The organism is Spongiactinospora sp. 9N601 (assembly GCF_044326295.1).
GTDB lineage: Bacteria > Actinomycetota > Actinomycetes > Streptosporangiales > Streptosporangiaceae > Spongiactinospora > Spongiactinospora gelatinilytica.
Genome location: NZ_JBIRBB010000005.1, coordinates 188,709 through 203,910, shown reverse-complemented (window position 1 = coordinate 203,910; position 15,202 = coordinate 188,709). Strand labels below are relative to the sequence as shown.

Below are 15,202 nucleotides of genomic sequence, written 5' to 3'. Positions count from 1 at the left end.
CCGGTCAGCCCAGCTCCGGGGTCACCTCGGCGGCCAGCCGCTCCATCTGCTCAAGGTCGTCGAAGAGCGGGTTGAGCACGATCATCTGCGCGCCCGCCTCGACCACCGCGCGCAGGCCCGCCACGCAGTCGCCCGGGGTGCCGGCCACCGCGACCGGGGCCAGCCCGGGCCGCCCGGCGGAGCCGTAGTGGTCGTCCAGGGCGTGGGCGATCCGGGTGCGGGCACGCTCGGCGTCGTCGTCCACCGCGATGTAGACCCGCTTGGCGATCGGGAAGCCGGCGGGGTCGCGCCGCTGTTCGGCGAGCGCCTCCCGGATGATCCGGGCATGCTCGGCGAACTGCGCGGTGGTCACCGACCCGGCGCCGATGAAGGCGTCGCCGAGCCGTACGGCGCGCCGCAGCGCGTTCGGGTGCCCGCCGCCGAACCAGATCGGCGGGTGCGGGCGCTGGTACGGCTTGGGCTCCATGGCCGCGCCCTGCAACCGCCAGAACCGCCCCTCGAAGTCGACGCGGGGCAGGGTCCACAGATCCTTCATCAGCCGCAGCCCCTCGGCGAACCGGGCGACGAAGGTGTCCGGGTCCACGCCGAAGGCCGACAGCATCCGGCTGCGCCCGCCGATGGCGATGCCGACGTCCAGCCGGCCCAGGCTGAGCTGGTCGAGCGTGGCGATGCTCTTGGCCAGGTGCGCCGGGCTGTGCACGGAACTGATCAGCGTCGCGCAGCCCAGCCGGATCCGGGTGGTGCACGCCGCCGCGAAGCTCAGCGTCTCCAGCGGACCGAGGTGCGGGTGCGACCCGATCACCTGTTCCGTCGTCCATGCGCCCTCGAAGCCGAGTTCTTCGGCGCGCGCGAGGTAGGCGCGCAGCGCCGCCGGATCGAACGGGCCGGGGCCGACGGTCTGTGGGATCGAGATGGCAAGCCGCATGCGCGAACCCTACAAGAACCGGCCCGGCGGCCATCGCCTCGGCCTGGGTGTCGGCAGGTCGGCCAGGGAGGTCGCCGCCGACCGCGGCCTCGTAGGCGAGCAGGGTCCACGAGGATCCGCCGCTGGTCCGGGGCCGGCGGGGCCGGTGCCCTGCGCCAGGCCGCCGCGCCCGGGGCGAGCCATGCCGTGATCGCGGGCTGCCGGCCGGCGATGATCCGGCGACGCCGGTCGGCGTCCGGCCCGCTTGGTCGCCACGATCACGGACGCGCTGGACGGCGTGCTCGGCGAGGACGTCCGTGACCAGATCGCCGTGAGGCTCGTCGGCGTCCCGGCCGGCCGTTCCGGGGTGGCCGGAAGGCTCGCCTGAGGGCCGCCGCGTACGGCCGGCCGGGACGTGTGGAGGCTTCGGGGTCAGGCGTCGCAGAACCAGCCGTTCTCGACCCAGCCGTGGTCGTTGACGTAGCCGTACGCGAAGCCCCACACCCGTTCCTTGTCCGGGCCGCTGAAGCTCTTCACATCGAAGGTCTGCCCGCGCAGGAGGGTCTTGTTGGGACCGCGGACGAGCAGGTCGTTCGCGCACACCGTGAGGCGGCGGCCGATGTCGTCGTTGCCCGCGTACGGGTACGGGCCTCCGGCGTGGGCCACCCCCGTGGACGCGGCCAGCAGGGCGACGAGGGTGCCCGCGCCCAATGTGAGCCGCGCGATGTTCTTACGTACCGTCATCAAACCGATCTTCCTTTCTGTTTCGTTCCGCCCCCGATGAGGGGCTCGCATAGGGCACGATTTCTGTCAGGGAAATCCGTCGCCACGGTTTGCGGGACGTGGGATGGACGGGATTTCCCATGCGGACGTCCACCTGCGGTTTCCTCACCACAAACGGGATGGGAGCGGGATGAGCGGGACGGCGAGGCCGGGGCCGGGGAGCGGCGGCGAGGGGCCTGATTCGTCGGACGCGCAACGGGAACTCGTGGAGTTGCTTCGGCAACTAGGGCGGATAACCAAAAAAAGGACGCAACGCGAACAGGCCGAAATTCTCGGTATTTCCGACAGTGCCTGGTCGCGCTATCTCAAGGGACATATCCCGCCGGATCAGACCTTACGCGCGATGCTCGATCGCGCCCGGATTCCGGTGCGGCACCACCTCGCCTACCTCGCCGCCCGTCAGAGGGCCGAGGCCACCGCCCGCCGGTCCGAGGCGGACACGAGTACCGCCCCGGCCCGGGATTCCGGTGGGCCCGATGACCGGACGGAGGGGGAGCGGCCACCTGGGGGTTCGCCGTCGCCCGCCGTCCGGCCTACGCGGGCGCCGCGCCCGAGGGGCCTGTGGTTGCTGCTGCTCGCCGTCGCGGTGGCGGCCGGGGTGGCGGTGCCGGTGGCGAACCGGGTCACGGATCCACGGCCCGATGGCCCGCCGAGGTCGTGTGACCGTTTCGAGGTGACCGCGCAGACGTTGTCCGTGCGCGATCCGCAGGGGACGCAGACCGGCGAGCACTTCCGCAGGGGCGAGATCCTCACCGTACGGCATCGCGAGAACGCCTCCGGCGCCAAGTACTGGTACGTCACGAGCGATCACGGCCAGGAAGGCTGGGTGCTCCCGTCGCCGCAGTGGTGGCGGCCCGTCTGCGGCACGCCCTGAGGCGTCCGATGGTTCGCAAATCCTGAAAGAGGGGCGAACCGACCGGCACTCCTTGGTTGCATGGTCATCCGACCTATCGAGGAGTGTGATCGTGAAGTTCGCGTACCTGGGGGCGACGTTGCTGGCGGCCGTGACGGCCACGGCGGCGACGATGGCCCCGGCCCAAGCCGCGGCGGCAGAGAACTGGGGCGATTACTCGCAGATGATGGAGCGCAGCGCCGGTCAGCACTGGGCCGACGGCCAGGCGGCGGGGCAGTGGACGTGGAAGCCGTTGTCGGCCGGTACATCGGAGGTGAGCTGGGGCGATCCGAAGAAGTGGCCGCCGAAGAGCGCGGAGAAGTTCATTCACTCCGGTGACTGGGTCATGCTGGACGGCTGGCGGGACAACGGCACGTACTACACGGTCCGCGTCACCAAGGAGCAGATCGGCGACGCCACGTGCGGAAATCTTCGTACCATCGCCACCTCTGGCCGGCAGCACTACGTGAAGTGGGACATCCCCGGCGGGGCGTACTGCCTGAAGGCGTGGGGGAAGATCACCGAGCAGTCGTCCGGCAAGGTGGTCGACTTCGGCCACACCCAGATCTGGCACCCGCCCGCGTCATGCTCCAACCGCTACCTGCGCGGCGAGACCTGCATCAAGCAGTGGGAGTCGTGGTGGGACAACCAGGGGGAGCCCGGCGGGCCCATCACCAAGAAGCTGGAGCGCGACCAGCACATCGCGCGTGGCAAGGGGATGGCCTTCATCATCCAGCAGTACTTCCCCAAGCCCTGGAAGTCGGAGGCGCGGTCGTACTGGAACTGGTGACGAACGCCACCTGAGCGGAGCGGGCGGCCCGCCACGTCGTCGCCGCAGAAAATGAAATAGCTTCAGACTATGTGGACCCATGCATAATTCGGATGTTCTGGACGGCATTTAAGCCTTTTATTGGACGTGATGTGGTTCGTGGTGACACCATGGCTTCGTCCTGTTCTCCGCCGAGTACGGCGACGGTCTTGTCCGCCCCCAGACAACCGAATGGATCTATGTTATGTCCGACGGCGCGAACGCGCCCGCTCTCCGCGAATTCATCGCCGAGCTGAACCGTGCGCGGTGCGCGGCGGGCCCGCCCACATATGCGGAGCTGGAGCGGAGGTCCAAGCACTGCGAGGCCCCCTACGCGGGGCCCCGGCCGGCCGTGCAGCCGCTACGGGTGTCCACGACCCACGACATCCTGACCGGGCGGCGCACGGGGCTGCCGCGCTGGCAGTGGGTGGCCTCGTTCATCACCGTCCTGCACGTGCTCGCGGCGGAGGCCGGGCTGGACCCGGCGGCCATCGGCGCCCTTGAGGAGTGGAAGGCCAGGCACGAGGCGGCCGACGCCGCCCTGGACGCGGCCAGGCGGGCCGCCCGCGTGCGGGTGCACGCGGGCGGTGGCACCCCGCGCACGGCCGACCGCCGATCGGAGCACGGGCGCCGGGAGACCGGCGCGCTGGCCATGGCCCGGCGGTCCCTGGCCACGGGCTGGTGGCGGGCGGGGCATCGGGACGTCGTCCCGGACTGGGAGGAGCCGTGTCTCAGCCTGGAGTCGGCGGCCAACCTCATCCGCGTCTACGGCGGGCACCGCGTTCCGGCGCTGCTCCAGACCCGGGAGTACGCCATGGCCGCGCTCCGGCTGGACCGGCCCGGGCTCCCGGCGCGGTCGCTCGCGCGCCGGGCCGACCTGATGATGCGCCGCCGGACCATCCTGAGCAAACCCAACTCCGCCAAACTCTGGGCGATAATCGACGAGGCCGCGCTGCGCGCGCCCATCGACCGCGCGATCATGCGGGCCCAGGTGGTTTCGCTGATCCGGAGTTCGGAGCGGCCCGGCATCACCGTTCAGGTGCTGCCCCAGAAAACGAGCGGCGGCACGGCGGCCGGTGATCCCGTCGTTCTGCTCCGCTTTCCGGAAAGTGAGTTCTCCGATATCGTTTATCTCGAACACCTGACCGGCGGGCTATACCTCGACAATGCCGCCGACGTCAATCATTTCAGTCAGGTGCTGAGCCGGTCGGCCATCGAGGCGCTGCGGCCACCGGAAAGCCGGGCGTTCTTGCGGGAGTTCCTCATCTGACGGCCCAGGGGGATTGCGGTGAGCGGCGATGAACAGGTCTTCCACTGGCGCGAGGCGGAGAAGGATCTGATGTCGGGGATCGACACGTCGGTGCCGCACTCCGCACGCATCTGGAACTACTGGATGGGGGGAAAGGACAACTTCCCGGTCGATCGGCAGGCCGGTGACGTGTTCGCCGGGCTCTATCCGGGAATCGTCGACATGGCCCGGGTGTCGCGTTACTACATCGCCCGCGTGGTCCGGTACCTGGCCCACGAGATGGGCGTCCGCCAGTTCCTGGACATCGGCACCGGCCTGCCCAGCCACGACAACACCCACGAGGTCGCCCAGCGCGTCGATCCGCGCGCGCGCATCGTCTACGTCGACAACGACCCCATGGTGCTGGCGCACGCGCACGCGCTGCTCACCGCCGACCCCCGGGGCAGCACCGACTACATCGAGGCCGACCTCAACGACCCCGACACCATCGTGCGCGCCGCGAAGACGAAGCTCGACTTCGACCGGCCCGTCGCGATCATGCTGATGGGCGTGCTCGGGCACCTCCCGGTGACCGGGCCCGGCGACGACGCCGCCCGCTCGATCGTGGACCGCCTGACGGCGGCCCTGCCGCCGGGCGGCTTTCTGGCCATTTACGACGGCACCGACACCGACCCGGGATACGTCGAGGCGATCCGCCGGTACAACGAGACCGGATCGCTCCCTTACCACCTGCGCACGCCCGAGCAGATCGCCAGTTTCCTGGACGGCCTTGAACTGATCGAGCCCGGTGTGGTGCAACTTCAAAAATGGCGGCCCGACGACAGTCCTTTCGGCCCGTCGGTGCCGGTCGACGCATGGGGCGGGGTGGCCCGGCGCCGATAGGGCGATCTTGCCCGTGCGGAAAGGGCTGCGATACTCGCCGGGAACGGAAATTCCGGCGAGAATCGAGGTCGATCATGAATGCACGCGGTATCGCCCGGGGCGAGTACCTACACCGGAAAAACGCCGAGGACACCGACCGCCCGACGGTGTTCACCCTGCACGGCCGGCAGTGGGATCTGCTGGCGAATGTATTCTCCCCGGCCTGCACGCCGGCCACCGGGCTGTTCACCACCTGGCTGGAATATCCAGCCGGCGGAACCTTCCTGGAAATGGGGTGCGGCGCCGGGGTAACGGCGGTTACCGCCGCGCTGTCCGGGTGCCGGGCGGTCACCGCCATCGACATCAACGCGTTCGCCGTGGAGAACGCCCGCCGCAACGCGGTACGGCACGGCGTCGCCGACCGGGTCCGCGTCCTGCGCGCCGACCTCTTCGACGGACTCGGCCGGGACGAGACCTTCGACGCGATCTTCTGGAACTCCAACTTCGTTGACGCCCCACCCGACTTCATCGACGACACCGGCCTGCATCACGCGTTCTTCGACCCCGGCTACCGCGCGCACGAGCGGTACCTGCGCGAAGGACCGGCCCACCTGAACCCCGGCGGCCGGCTGCTGCTCGGCTTCTCCGACGTCGGGAACACCGCGCTGCTGGCCAGGCTGGCCAAGGAGTGCGACCTGGAGATGGTCCTCGTACACGCCGAACGGCGCTTATTGGAGCAGGACGTCGAGTTCGAGATCTTCGAGTTCCGCAGGGCGGCAAGCTCGGCGGCTGAATAGCCACGAGATCCGGCGGGGAAGGATTCAGTTGATCTTTCCCCGCCCTTCCCTTTGTGATCACCCGCAGACCATCCGCCGCACCCACCCGCCCGTCCGGCGACGCGGCAGGTCGGGTGGCCGCTGCCAAGCGACCGTTGACCGATATCTGCATCCGTGACCGCTATCCGGGCGCACAAAACGCACTTTATGGTCAGTGCGTCCGTGATCAGGACCTCTGCGTACCACGTTTCCGCAGTCGGAGGATCACGGGCCACGGGGGAGCACCACGCAAGGGAGGCCGTGTGAAATCCTACAGAATCCGTTGGCTCGGCGTGGCGGTGACCGCCGCGGCGACCGTGACCGCCCTGACGCTCACCACCGCCCCGTCACTAGCCGAACCCGCCCCGCCGACCGACCCCCAGACGACGTCCGCCGACTCCCAGACCTCCGCTGACGCGCAGGCCGCGCCCGGCTGCGCGCCCGGCACCACGATACGCACCGACAAGGGCGAGGTCTGCGGCACCACCGCGGACGGCGTCAACTCCTGGCTGGGCATCCGTTACGCGGCTGCGCCGGCCGGCGACCTGCGCTGGGCTCCCCCCGAACCCCACGCGGGATGGAACGGAGTGCTCCAGGCCACCGAGCAGGGCCCCAACTGCCCGCAGTCCGACGGGCTGGGCGCGGGTTCCACCAATGAGGACTGCCTGAGCGTGAACGTCCGGGCGCCGGCCAAGGCCGGCGTGCGGAAGCTGCCGGTGATGGTCCAGATCCACGGCGGCGGTTTCCGGTTCGGCCGGCCGGCGGACGGCAGCCACCTGGTGCGCACCGGCAATGTGGTCTCGGTGGAGGTGCGGTACCGGCTCGGGATCTTCGGCTACCTCGCGCACGACGACCTCGGCAGGAACTCCGGTAACTACGCCATCCAGGACCAGCAGGCCGCGCTGCGCTGGGTGCAGCGCAACATCGCGGCCTTCGGCGGCGACCCGGGCAATGTGACGATCTTCGGTGCCTCGGCCGGCGGGTCCAGCGTCTGCGCCAACACCGCGTCGCCCACCGCGCGCGGGCTGTTCCACAAGGGCATCGCGCAGAGCGGCGAGTACAACTCCCTGCTCGGCAACAACACCTCCTGGCAGGCGCAGGACTGCAAGTCCGAACTGCCTTCGGCCAAGGAGGCCCACCGGACCGGGCAGCGGTTCGCCGCCGCGCTCGGCTGCACCGACCCCCACCGGGCCGCCGAGTGCCTGCGCGCGGTGCCGGCCGCGAAGCTGCTCGAACAGTCCGGTGACGGCCTCGGCCCGGACAAGGGCACCATCGCCCCCATCGTGGACGGCAAGACCCTCCCCATGTCGCCGGCCAAGGCGTTCGCCACCGGCCGGGTCAACGACGTCACGCTGATGCACGGCGTGGACCGCGACGAGGTGCAGCTCGCCTCCGCCAACAGCCCCGAGGACTACGAGCGGCTGGTCAAGCAGCAGTACGGCAAGTGGGCCCCGCAGGTGTTCGCCCTCTACCCGATGAAGCGCTTCCCCACCCCCTCCCACTTCATCGCCTACCGGACGATCGTCGCCGACTCCAACTCCGTCTGCCCCTCGCTGCTGAACCACCAGCGGATGTCGCGGCACCTGAAGGTGTTCGCCTACCAGACCGACAACGCCGACGCCCCGCCCGCCAGCTTCCTGGACAAGACCAAGCCGAACGGCGCCTTCCACGTCGTGCTCAACCAGTTCCTGTCGCCGCCGGCCGGCGCCCAGCTCACCGCCAACCAGCAGGCGTTCGCCGCCCAGATCGCCGCCCAGTGGACCGGGTTCGCGCACACCGGCAACCCGACCGTGGACGGCACCCCGCTCTGGAAGCCCTTCACCCGCCACGACCCTGCCGTGATGTCGCTCGCTCCCGCCGGTGACAGCCAGCTCACCAGGGAGATCGGCGAGCAGCACAACTGCGGCTTCTGGAACCGCTTCGCCGCCTACGGGCACTGATCCGCACCTTTTGTCCACACGCCGAACGCCCGGCCGGGACCACCGGCCGGGCGTTCGCCGTCATGTCTGTGTCAGGAGGACGTCCGCTTGACCGGGACGTCCTGGGTCGGGAAGAGCGGGAACGCCGGCGCGGTGGTCCTGGCCTGCGGCGAGGAGGTGCCGCACAGGCTCAGCAGCAGGTGGTTCACCATCGCCCCGTCCACCGGGTGCGGGAGCGGCAGGCCGTCGTCGCCGATCTTCTGGTACTTGCTGAGGTTCAGCCCGAAGGACACCTGACGACCGCCGTCCTCGCTGCTCACCGACATGGTCAGCATGCCGAAGACACCGCCGTCGTGGCCCCAGAACCGGCCGCAGGGAAGATCCATGGAATAGAGCCCGAGGCCGTAGTCGATCGTCGCGAGGCCGCCGACCTGCACCGGGACGGTCTCGCGCATCTCGGCGAGCCGCTCCGGGCCGATCAGCCGGCCAGTGAACAGCGCCCGGTAGAAGCGGTTGAGGTCGTCCATGGTGGAGACGACGGCGCCGGCCGTGCCGCCCCAGGACATGTCGTACACGCTGTAGTCGCGCGGCGGGTCGATCCAGCCGAACAGCGCCTCGTACGCCTTGGAGTGCGGGCCCTTGATGTACGGCGAGCGCGGGAAGTACGTGTGCCGCAGGCCCGCGCGGTGGATCACCTGGCGGGTGATGTACTCCTCGGCCGACCGGCCGGTCACCTTGGCCAGCAGCATCCCCGCGAGGATGTAGTTGGTGTTGGAGTAGCTGCCGGGCAGCGCCCCCGGCGCTCCGGTCACGGGACTGGAAAGCCCGAACTCGACCAGTTCCTGTGGGCTGAAGGTGCGGAACCGGTTGTCGTCGAGGCTCTTGGGCGAGCCCTCAAGGAAGGAGGGGAAGGCGGCGGCGATGTAGTCGCCGAGGTGGCTGGTGTGGTTCAGCAGCATCCGGACGGTGGTCTTGCCGGCCCGGTCGGCGGGCAGGACGCCGGGGAGGTAGCGGGCCACGGGCGCGTCGAGATCGACCGTGCCGCGTTCGGCCTGCTGGAGCAGGGCCACCGTGACGAACGACTTGGTGATGCTGCCGATCCGGTGCGCCATGCGGGGGTGGACGGGCCGGCGGGTCTCGACGTCGGCGACTCCGGCCGCGCCCGCCCAGGTCTGCCGCCCGTCACGGACCTCGGAGTAGATGCCGTACATCCCGGCCTCATGAACGGCGTTCACCGAACGCTGGAGCGCCCTGCGGTCCAGCGCTGGGCCGGTGTCCGCGGCGGCCGGTACGGCGTGCAGCCCCATCGCCGCGACGCCGAGTGCCACGATCAACTGTGTGGTGCGTGACAGCCTCTTCATGGTGACCAAGCATGTTGGACCGGGCCGCGGCGGGGACAGTCCACAAAGTCATGACTCGCTCATGATTGCTGTCATGTCCGCCGGCCGCGGTGTTCCCGCGCCAGGCGGGCCGCGTAGGCGGTGAGGCGCGCGGCGGCGGCGTCGAGGTCGGCGGCGGCCACCGCGCACGCGTCCAGATGGGCGGCCACCGACTCGCCCAGCCACTGCGGCGCCAGTCCGTTCGCGGCGAGCCGCTCCTGGACCGCGCGCAACCGCTCGGCGCACTCCCCGAGCGCCCGGACATCGCCACGCAGCACCTCTGCATGCGCGAGGACCCGCTCGTGGGCGGCGGCGCCCGCCGGCGAGGTTTCGAGTGGTCGCATGGGGCTCCGTTCAGTGCGGCAGGGGACGGCAGGTCGGGAGAAAGGGGCGGGCGCCGTCCATGCATTCTCTTCAGGGCGGTAGGGGGGACGGCGGGGTCGTAAAGGGTCCGGCGGTCGGGGGGAGAGGCGCAGCAGCGGTGGGTGCTTTGGTGTTCGGGTGGTCGCGCGGGGGTCCCTTCAGGGCGGTAGGGGGACGGCGGGGTCGTGGAGGGTCTGGCGGGTGGGGGAGGACAGGCACAGCAGTGGGCGGGTGCCGTCCAGGCCGAGGTCGCGCAGCAGGCGGGCCAGCGGGTGGGCCGAGGGGCCGGCGGTGAGCCGTAGCCCCGGCGCGGGGTGCAGCCGTCCCCGCCCCTGGGCGCGTACGCTGCGGCGCAGGGTGCGCTCGCCGTCGCGGACGTAGCCCACCAGGTCGCGGTCCGGCACCGGCAGGTGCGGGCCGAGCGGCCCGCGCAGGGTCGCCACCCGCGCCTCCGCGCCGCCGACCGCGACGTGCGCGGCCCCGCGCCCGAGCCGGAACTCCACCGGGACCTCGTACGGCTCGCCGCCCCACAGCCCCGCCGCCACGGCCCGCCCGGCCACCCCCGGCTCGGCGTCGATCACGTGCGCCGCCGACAGGTCGCCGGAACGCCGCAGTGCGGCCCCCGGGCGCAGCAGGTCGGGCCACCCGCCGAGGACGCCTCGGCGCTCTCGCGGCCCCGCCACCACGATCCCCACCTGGAACTCCCGGAAGTCGCCGAGCCCGGTGCGCCGGTGGACGGCCGCGTGTACCGCGACCAGCGCCCGCCCCGCGACCCGGACCACCGGACCCGCCCCGCACTCCCTGGCCAGCCGCGCGGCGATGGCGGCGTCGGCGGCGAACCAGGCCGTCACCGCGCCGCCGTCCCGGCAGCGGACCGGTGCCTCGACCGGCTCGCCCGGCAGGCCGAGCGGGTAGGTCGGCACGGTGAGGAAGGGGAACTCCCCGGCCCCGGCGAACCCGTCCAGCAGCAGGTAGGTCTGCGCCCGGACCACCGGCCCGCGATACGGTGTAAGCCGTGCGTCGATGTGGTCGCGCGCCTCGGGCAGGTCGTGGGCGAGGTTGCCGAGATAGTGCTCGATGCTGTGACACACCGGGAACAGGTGGGTGGGATCGGTGTAGTCCACGACGTACCAGTCGGGGTGCAGGTCGGCGCACGCCCCCGCGCCCTGCCCGTCGAGGGTCGGGATGATGTCGTGCTGGTTGGTCACGCTCGTCACCCATGTGCGCGGGTCGGCGGGCGTCTTGAAGTCGATCGGCGAACCCACCGCAACGACGTGCGTGACCGCGTACCGGGCGCAGAACGCCGGGTCGTGGGCGAGGTTGAGCACGGCCGCGCCGCCCGCGCTGTGCCCGACCAGGGCGATCTCCGCGCCCTCGGGGATACCGTAGTCGCCGATCGCCCCGGCCAGCGCCCTGGTGTACGGGCTGCTGTCCAGCACCGAACTGCTGAACGCGCCGAGGATGTCCTGGGGCGAGTCGTCGTCCACCGAGCGCGCGCGGATGCCGGGGGCGTGCACGACGTGGCGGACCACGCCGTCCGGGCCCTCGACGCTCTGGATCAGCGCCCGCCCGGTGTTGCCCAGCACGCCGATGTTGCCGAGGAAGTCGAGCAGGGACCCGCGGGTGCCCAGCCGTACCGCCTCCTCGGCGGACGGCTCGGCCCGGCGCGCGGCCCCCGCCCCCCGGTCCAGCGCGGCGACGGCCCGGTTGCTCAGCCCGAGCAGCGGATCGGCGGTGGCGTAGCCCTTGCCGGTCGCGATCAGCCAGGCGGTGGCGTCGTTGAGCGGGTTCTCGTCCAGCAGCGCGCGCAGCGCCAGCACCTCGCCGAGCACCGGGGCCAGGGCGCTCAGCGCGCGTACCACGCCACGATCCCTGACCAGCGCCCGCATCGCGCGCACGGCCTCGATGTCGCGATCGGCGGCGGCGGCCTCGATGAGCCGGGTCAGGATGGGATCGGCGGTCAGCTCCGGGTGGTCGAGGGCGACGGCGGCGATCCGCAGCCGTAGCGAGGAGGCCAGCACCCGCACGGCCAGGCTCTCCGCCCCGGCCAGCGCGCCCAGCCTGGCCGCCAGCGTGGCCAGCCGGCCGCCCGCGGGGGAGTAGCCCAGCCCGCGGGGGTCGGTGACGGCCCGGGTCAGCGCCCGCTCGGCCCGGACGCCCGCCGCGGGCGCCCGCGCGAGCAGGGCGGGCGCTGCGCCGTCGGCCAGCGCCTCGGTGGCGTGCGCGGCGGCCTCCTGGATCGTCACCGCGACCTCCACCAGCTCGCGCGCCGCCGCGCGGAGCAGCGCGCCCTGCCGCGCGGTCACGGCCGGACCTGCCTGGTCATGCTGATGAAACGGGGGCGCGGGTCTTCGGGGACGTTACGGCCGAGCACGTCGGCGAGCCTGCGCGTCGCGGCGATGACGCGCAGGCCGTACGGGGAGAAGGTGGCGGCGTTGAACACCCGTGGGGCGAGCAGCGGGTTGGTCAGCACCTCGGAGAACGCGTCAACGGCGATTATCTTGGTCAGCAGCGGCGGCAGGATGGCGTCGGGCGAGCCCGGCTCCTCGGCGAACAGGCCGACGTAGAGGTCGAGGTCGTCGACCCCGCGATAGAGGTCGCGTAACGCGTCGCTGACCTTCCGGTCGGCGTTGACGTGCTCGAAGCGGCGGACCTTCGGAAAGCGGCAGTGCCGCCGGTAGTGGTTGTAGGGGGCCAGGCCGACCGCCCGTGACTCCGCCAGGCTCGCCACATCGACCTCGCGCAGCGCCGGGTCGGTGTTGAACAGGCCGATCCGGCCCGCGCGCTGCCGGGACGCCTCCTCCAGCACCGCGCCCAGGCCGGGGCCCGGGAGCAGCGCGCTGCCGAACAGCGTGCGCTCCAGCGGCAGATCCTCGCCGCCGACCTTCAGGTGGGAGGGGATCAGGCTGTGCCAGCGGTAGACGAGGTTGAACTCCACGGACGCCCAGTTCTCCCGGAACCAGGGCGCGTGGGCCAGCCTCGCCGACAGCTTCGGGTCGAGCGTGAACCGGAAGTGGTAGGGGGTGACGTGGTTGATGTACTCCTCGATCACCAGCCTGGTCAGCATCGCGATGAGGATGTTGCGGGTGGTCTGGAACAGGCGCTCGTCGTCCCAGCCGGGCCGGCGGGCGGCGAGCCCGGCGGCCACCCTGTTGTGCTCGCGCAGGAACAGCACGGTCAGCATGGTGAAGCCGATCTGGGTGTTGCCGCGGTCGCTGCCGATGGCGAACAGCGTGTCGCGCCGCTCGGCGGGGAGCCGGTCGAAGTGGACCACCGAGAGCGCGGCGAACTCCGGCTTGATCACGCCGTTCTCGCACAGGTAGGGCGGGAACTCCCCGCCGTTGATGATCTGGCTCTTCAGCCGCCCGCCCTCGTACGCGCGCAGCGCGGCCGTCGCCCGCGCGTCGAGCCCGTAGAGCTGGTTGAGGTCGATGTGGTGGTTGGAGGTGTTCCTGCGGGGGTCGCGGGGCACCGAGGACTCGCCGCGCAGGAACCCGTCGGTGAACCACTGCGCGAAGTACGCGAACAGCACCGTGGAGCGCGGGCACGGCACCATGGCCGCACCCCGCGCGAACAGGCCGGCCGCCTGCTCGGGCGTGGGCCGCGCGCTGTCGTCGCCGGCCACGGGCGGCAGATGCCTGCCCTGGTAGGAGCGGTCGGTCAGCGACGCCCACGAGGTGTAGTCGGACATCGTGCTCAGCGGCTCCGGCCGGGGCGGCATCTCGCGGACCGCCAGGTCGATCAGCGCGGCGTTGACCCGGCCGCGCAGCGGCCGGACGGACTGCACCAGGTCCCAGAACGGCCGGCCACCGGTCAGCGCCAGGAACCTCAGCCGGTTGGCCACGCCGTCCACGGCGATGCGGCGGGCCGTGCTCATGCGCCCTCGCCAGGGGCGAAGGCGAGCATGAACCGGTCGGGGAAGATCGCGTGCGCGCGGACGACCTCCCCCTCAGGCGGCGGCAGCGGGCGCACCCCCGGCCTGCGCAGCAGGCGGCGCAGCGTCTCGCAGATGATCGCCCTGGCGGGATGCGCCCCCAGGCAGGCGTGGTGCCCGTGCCCGAAGAACAGGTGGTGGTGCCCGGGACGGCCGGGCCGGAACTCGTCCGGGTCGGGGACCACCTCGGCGTCGAACATCGCGGACGCGGGCGCGGCCATCACGAACGTGCCCGCCCTGATCAGCGTACGGCGGGGCGTGCCGGCCGCCAGCACGTGATCGCGCTCGCACACGCGCGGCAGCAGCTTGAAGAACGGATTGAAGCGCAGTGCCTCCCACACCAGGTCGTCGAAGCGCGAGGTGTCCGGGTCGGCCGCCGCCCGCACGGCCTCGGCCAGCGCCTCCGGCCGCAGCAGGAGCTGTTGCAGGGCCTCGGCCATCGCGCCGGGCGCGCTCTCGGCGAACCCGAGGGGGAGCCCGGCCATGTTGACCGCGACGCGCTCGTCGGAGGTCGCGACCGCCTCGGGCAGCGCGGTGGCCAGCAACCGGTCGAAGACGTCGTCGCGGCCTTCCGCTTCGCCCGCCTCCGCCCTGCGGGCGGCGATCCGCTCACGCAGGTAGGCCATCAGCTCCGCGCCCGCGCTCACCCCGGCGGCCCGGACCTCGGGATCGCCCTGGTAGTTGGCGAAGCAGTCGGCGATGATCGCGCGTGTCCAGCGGGACAGCGTGGCGGCGTCGGGGCCGGGCAGGCCGAAGTACTCGTCGCACACGCCGAGCGCGACTGGCCGGAACAGGCCGTGCACCGCCTCGATCCGGCCGTGCGGCCGGGAGCGGTCCAGCGCGTCGTCGGCGATCCGGCCGGCCAGCTCGCGCACCCGGGCCACGTCGCCGTGCGGCAGCATGACCCGCATCAGGCCCTTGTCGTGCCGGTTCATCGCGGTGGCGTCTCTGCTGAGCATGAACGGCCCGCCCAGCGCGGCCTCCAGGCGCGGGCCGAACGCCCGGACGGTGAACACCGTCTCGTGCGACAGCACCTCCACGACGTCGGCGTAGCGGGTGATCACCGTGAAGGCCGGCGTGGCGAACACCGGCCGCCGCGCCCGCAACTCGGCGAACAGGGCCCGCCAGTCGGTCCGCATCCAGCCCTGGACCAGGCCGATCGCGGCCACCGGGTCACGGGCGAGCGCTTCGTCGTAGCGGTCCAGATAGCCGTGGGTGGCAACCTGCTCGACAGCGCTCATGCCGCCTCACCTCCCGCCCGGGCCTCGCCCGGACCCGTAGCGGAGATCACCTTG

The 15,202-nt window shown here is 71.7% G+C and carries 14 protein-coding genes; 7 read left to right on the top strand and 7 right to left on the bottom strand.

Annotation, left to right across the window (positions count from 1 at the left end; translation table 11 throughout):
* Positions 1-4 precede the first annotated feature (4 nt).
* Positions 5-925, bottom strand: coding sequence for an LLM class flavin-dependent oxidoreductase (locus ACH34R_RS13315; RefSeq protein ID WP_397561686.1), 921 nt, complete (start codon positions 923-925; stop codon positions 5-7).
* 244 nt (positions 926-1,169) lie between these two features.
* Between ACH34R_RS13315 and ACH34R_RS13310 the strand changes: the two genes are divergently transcribed.
* Positions 1,170-1,292, top strand: a complete 123-nt coding sequence (locus ACH34R_RS13310; protein WP_397561685.1) for a hypothetical protein — start codon at positions 1,170-1,172, stop codon at positions 1,290-1,292.
* A gap of 44 nt (positions 1,293-1,336) precedes the next feature.
* Here the strand turns inward: ACH34R_RS13310 and ACH34R_RS13305 are convergent, their stop codons facing one another.
* Entirely contained in the window at positions 1,337-1,648 is a 312-nt protein-coding gene (locus ACH34R_RS13305; RefSeq protein ID WP_397561684.1) for a hypothetical protein, read from the bottom strand.
* A gap of 382 nt (positions 1,649-2,030) precedes the next feature.
* On the opposite strand from ACH34R_RS13305, the gene ACH34R_RS13300 reads away from it, so the two are divergent.
* The 6 genes from ACH34R_RS13300 to ACH34R_RS13275 all read left to right on the top strand — a co-directional run bounded on the left by ACH34R_RS13300 (position 2,031) and on the right by ACH34R_RS13275 (position 8,252).
* Positions 2,031-2,561: an SH3 domain-containing protein gene (locus ACH34R_RS13300; protein ID WP_397561683.1), complete on the top strand. Its 531-nt coding sequence runs from the start codon at positions 2,031-2,033 to the stop codon at positions 2,559-2,561.
* A gap of 91 nt (positions 2,562-2,652) precedes the next feature.
* A complete protein-coding gene (locus ACH34R_RS13295; RefSeq protein ID WP_397561682.1) occupies positions 2,653-3,369 on the top strand; it encodes a hypothetical protein in 717 nt (238 codons plus the stop codon).
* A 223-nt stretch (positions 3,370-3,592) separates the two neighbouring features.
* Entirely contained in the window at positions 3,593-4,657 is a 1,065-nt protein-coding gene (locus tag ACH34R_RS13290) for a DUF5753 domain-containing protein (RefSeq protein ID WP_397561681.1), read from the top strand.
* 69 nt (positions 4,658-4,726) lie between these two features.
* Positions 4,727-5,518 (top strand): SAM-dependent methyltransferase, encoded by a 792-nt coding sequence (locus ACH34R_RS13285; protein ID WP_397561985.1) that lies wholly within the window; start codon positions 4,727-4,729, stop codon positions 5,516-5,518.
* A 74-nt stretch (positions 5,519-5,592) separates the two neighbouring features.
* Complete coding sequence (locus ACH34R_RS13280; RefSeq protein WP_397561680.1) at positions 5,593-6,294, top strand: methyltransferase; 702 nt, start codon at positions 5,593-5,595, stop codon at positions 6,292-6,294.
* 281 nt (positions 6,295-6,575) lie between these two features.
* Positions 6,576-8,252, top strand: coding sequence for a carboxylesterase/lipase family protein (locus ACH34R_RS13275; protein ID WP_397561679.1), 1,677 nt, complete (start codon positions 6,576-6,578; stop codon positions 8,250-8,252).
* Between the two features lie 71 nt (positions 8,253-8,323).
* On the opposite strand, the gene ACH34R_RS13270 is transcribed toward ACH34R_RS13275, so the two are convergent.
* From ACH34R_RS13270 to ACH34R_RS13250, 5 genes are all read right to left on the bottom strand, one after another.
* Complete coding sequence (locus ACH34R_RS13270; protein WP_397561678.1) at positions 8,324-9,592, bottom strand: serine hydrolase domain-containing protein; 1,269 nt, start codon at positions 9,590-9,592, stop codon at positions 8,324-8,326.
* Positions 9,593-9,663: 71 nt separating this feature from the next.
* The gene (locus ACH34R_RS13265) at positions 9,664-9,954 is read right to left on the bottom strand and encodes a hypothetical protein (RefSeq protein WP_397561677.1); all 291 of its coding nucleotides are present in this window, start codon (positions 9,952-9,954) and stop codon (positions 9,664-9,666) included.
* A gap of 177 nt (positions 9,955-10,131) precedes the next feature.
* Positions 10,132-12,279: a hypothetical protein gene (locus ACH34R_RS13260; protein WP_397561676.1), complete on the bottom strand. Its 2,148-nt coding sequence runs from the start codon at positions 12,277-12,279 to the stop codon at positions 10,132-10,134.
* Complete coding sequence (locus ACH34R_RS13255; RefSeq protein ID WP_397561675.1) at positions 12,276-13,850, bottom strand: peroxidase family protein; 1,575 nt, start codon at positions 13,848-13,850, stop codon at positions 12,276-12,278. Before ACH34R_RS13255 ends, ACH34R_RS13260 begins: the two co-directional genes overlap by 4 nt.
* On the bottom strand, positions 13,847-15,148 hold the full coding sequence (locus tag ACH34R_RS13250) for a cytochrome P450 (protein WP_397561674.1): 1,302 nt from the start codon (positions 15,146-15,148) through the stop codon (positions 13,847-13,849). The genes ACH34R_RS13255 and ACH34R_RS13250 overlap by 4 nt, the downstream gene beginning before the upstream one ends.
* Positions 15,149-15,202 lie beyond the last annotated feature (54 nt).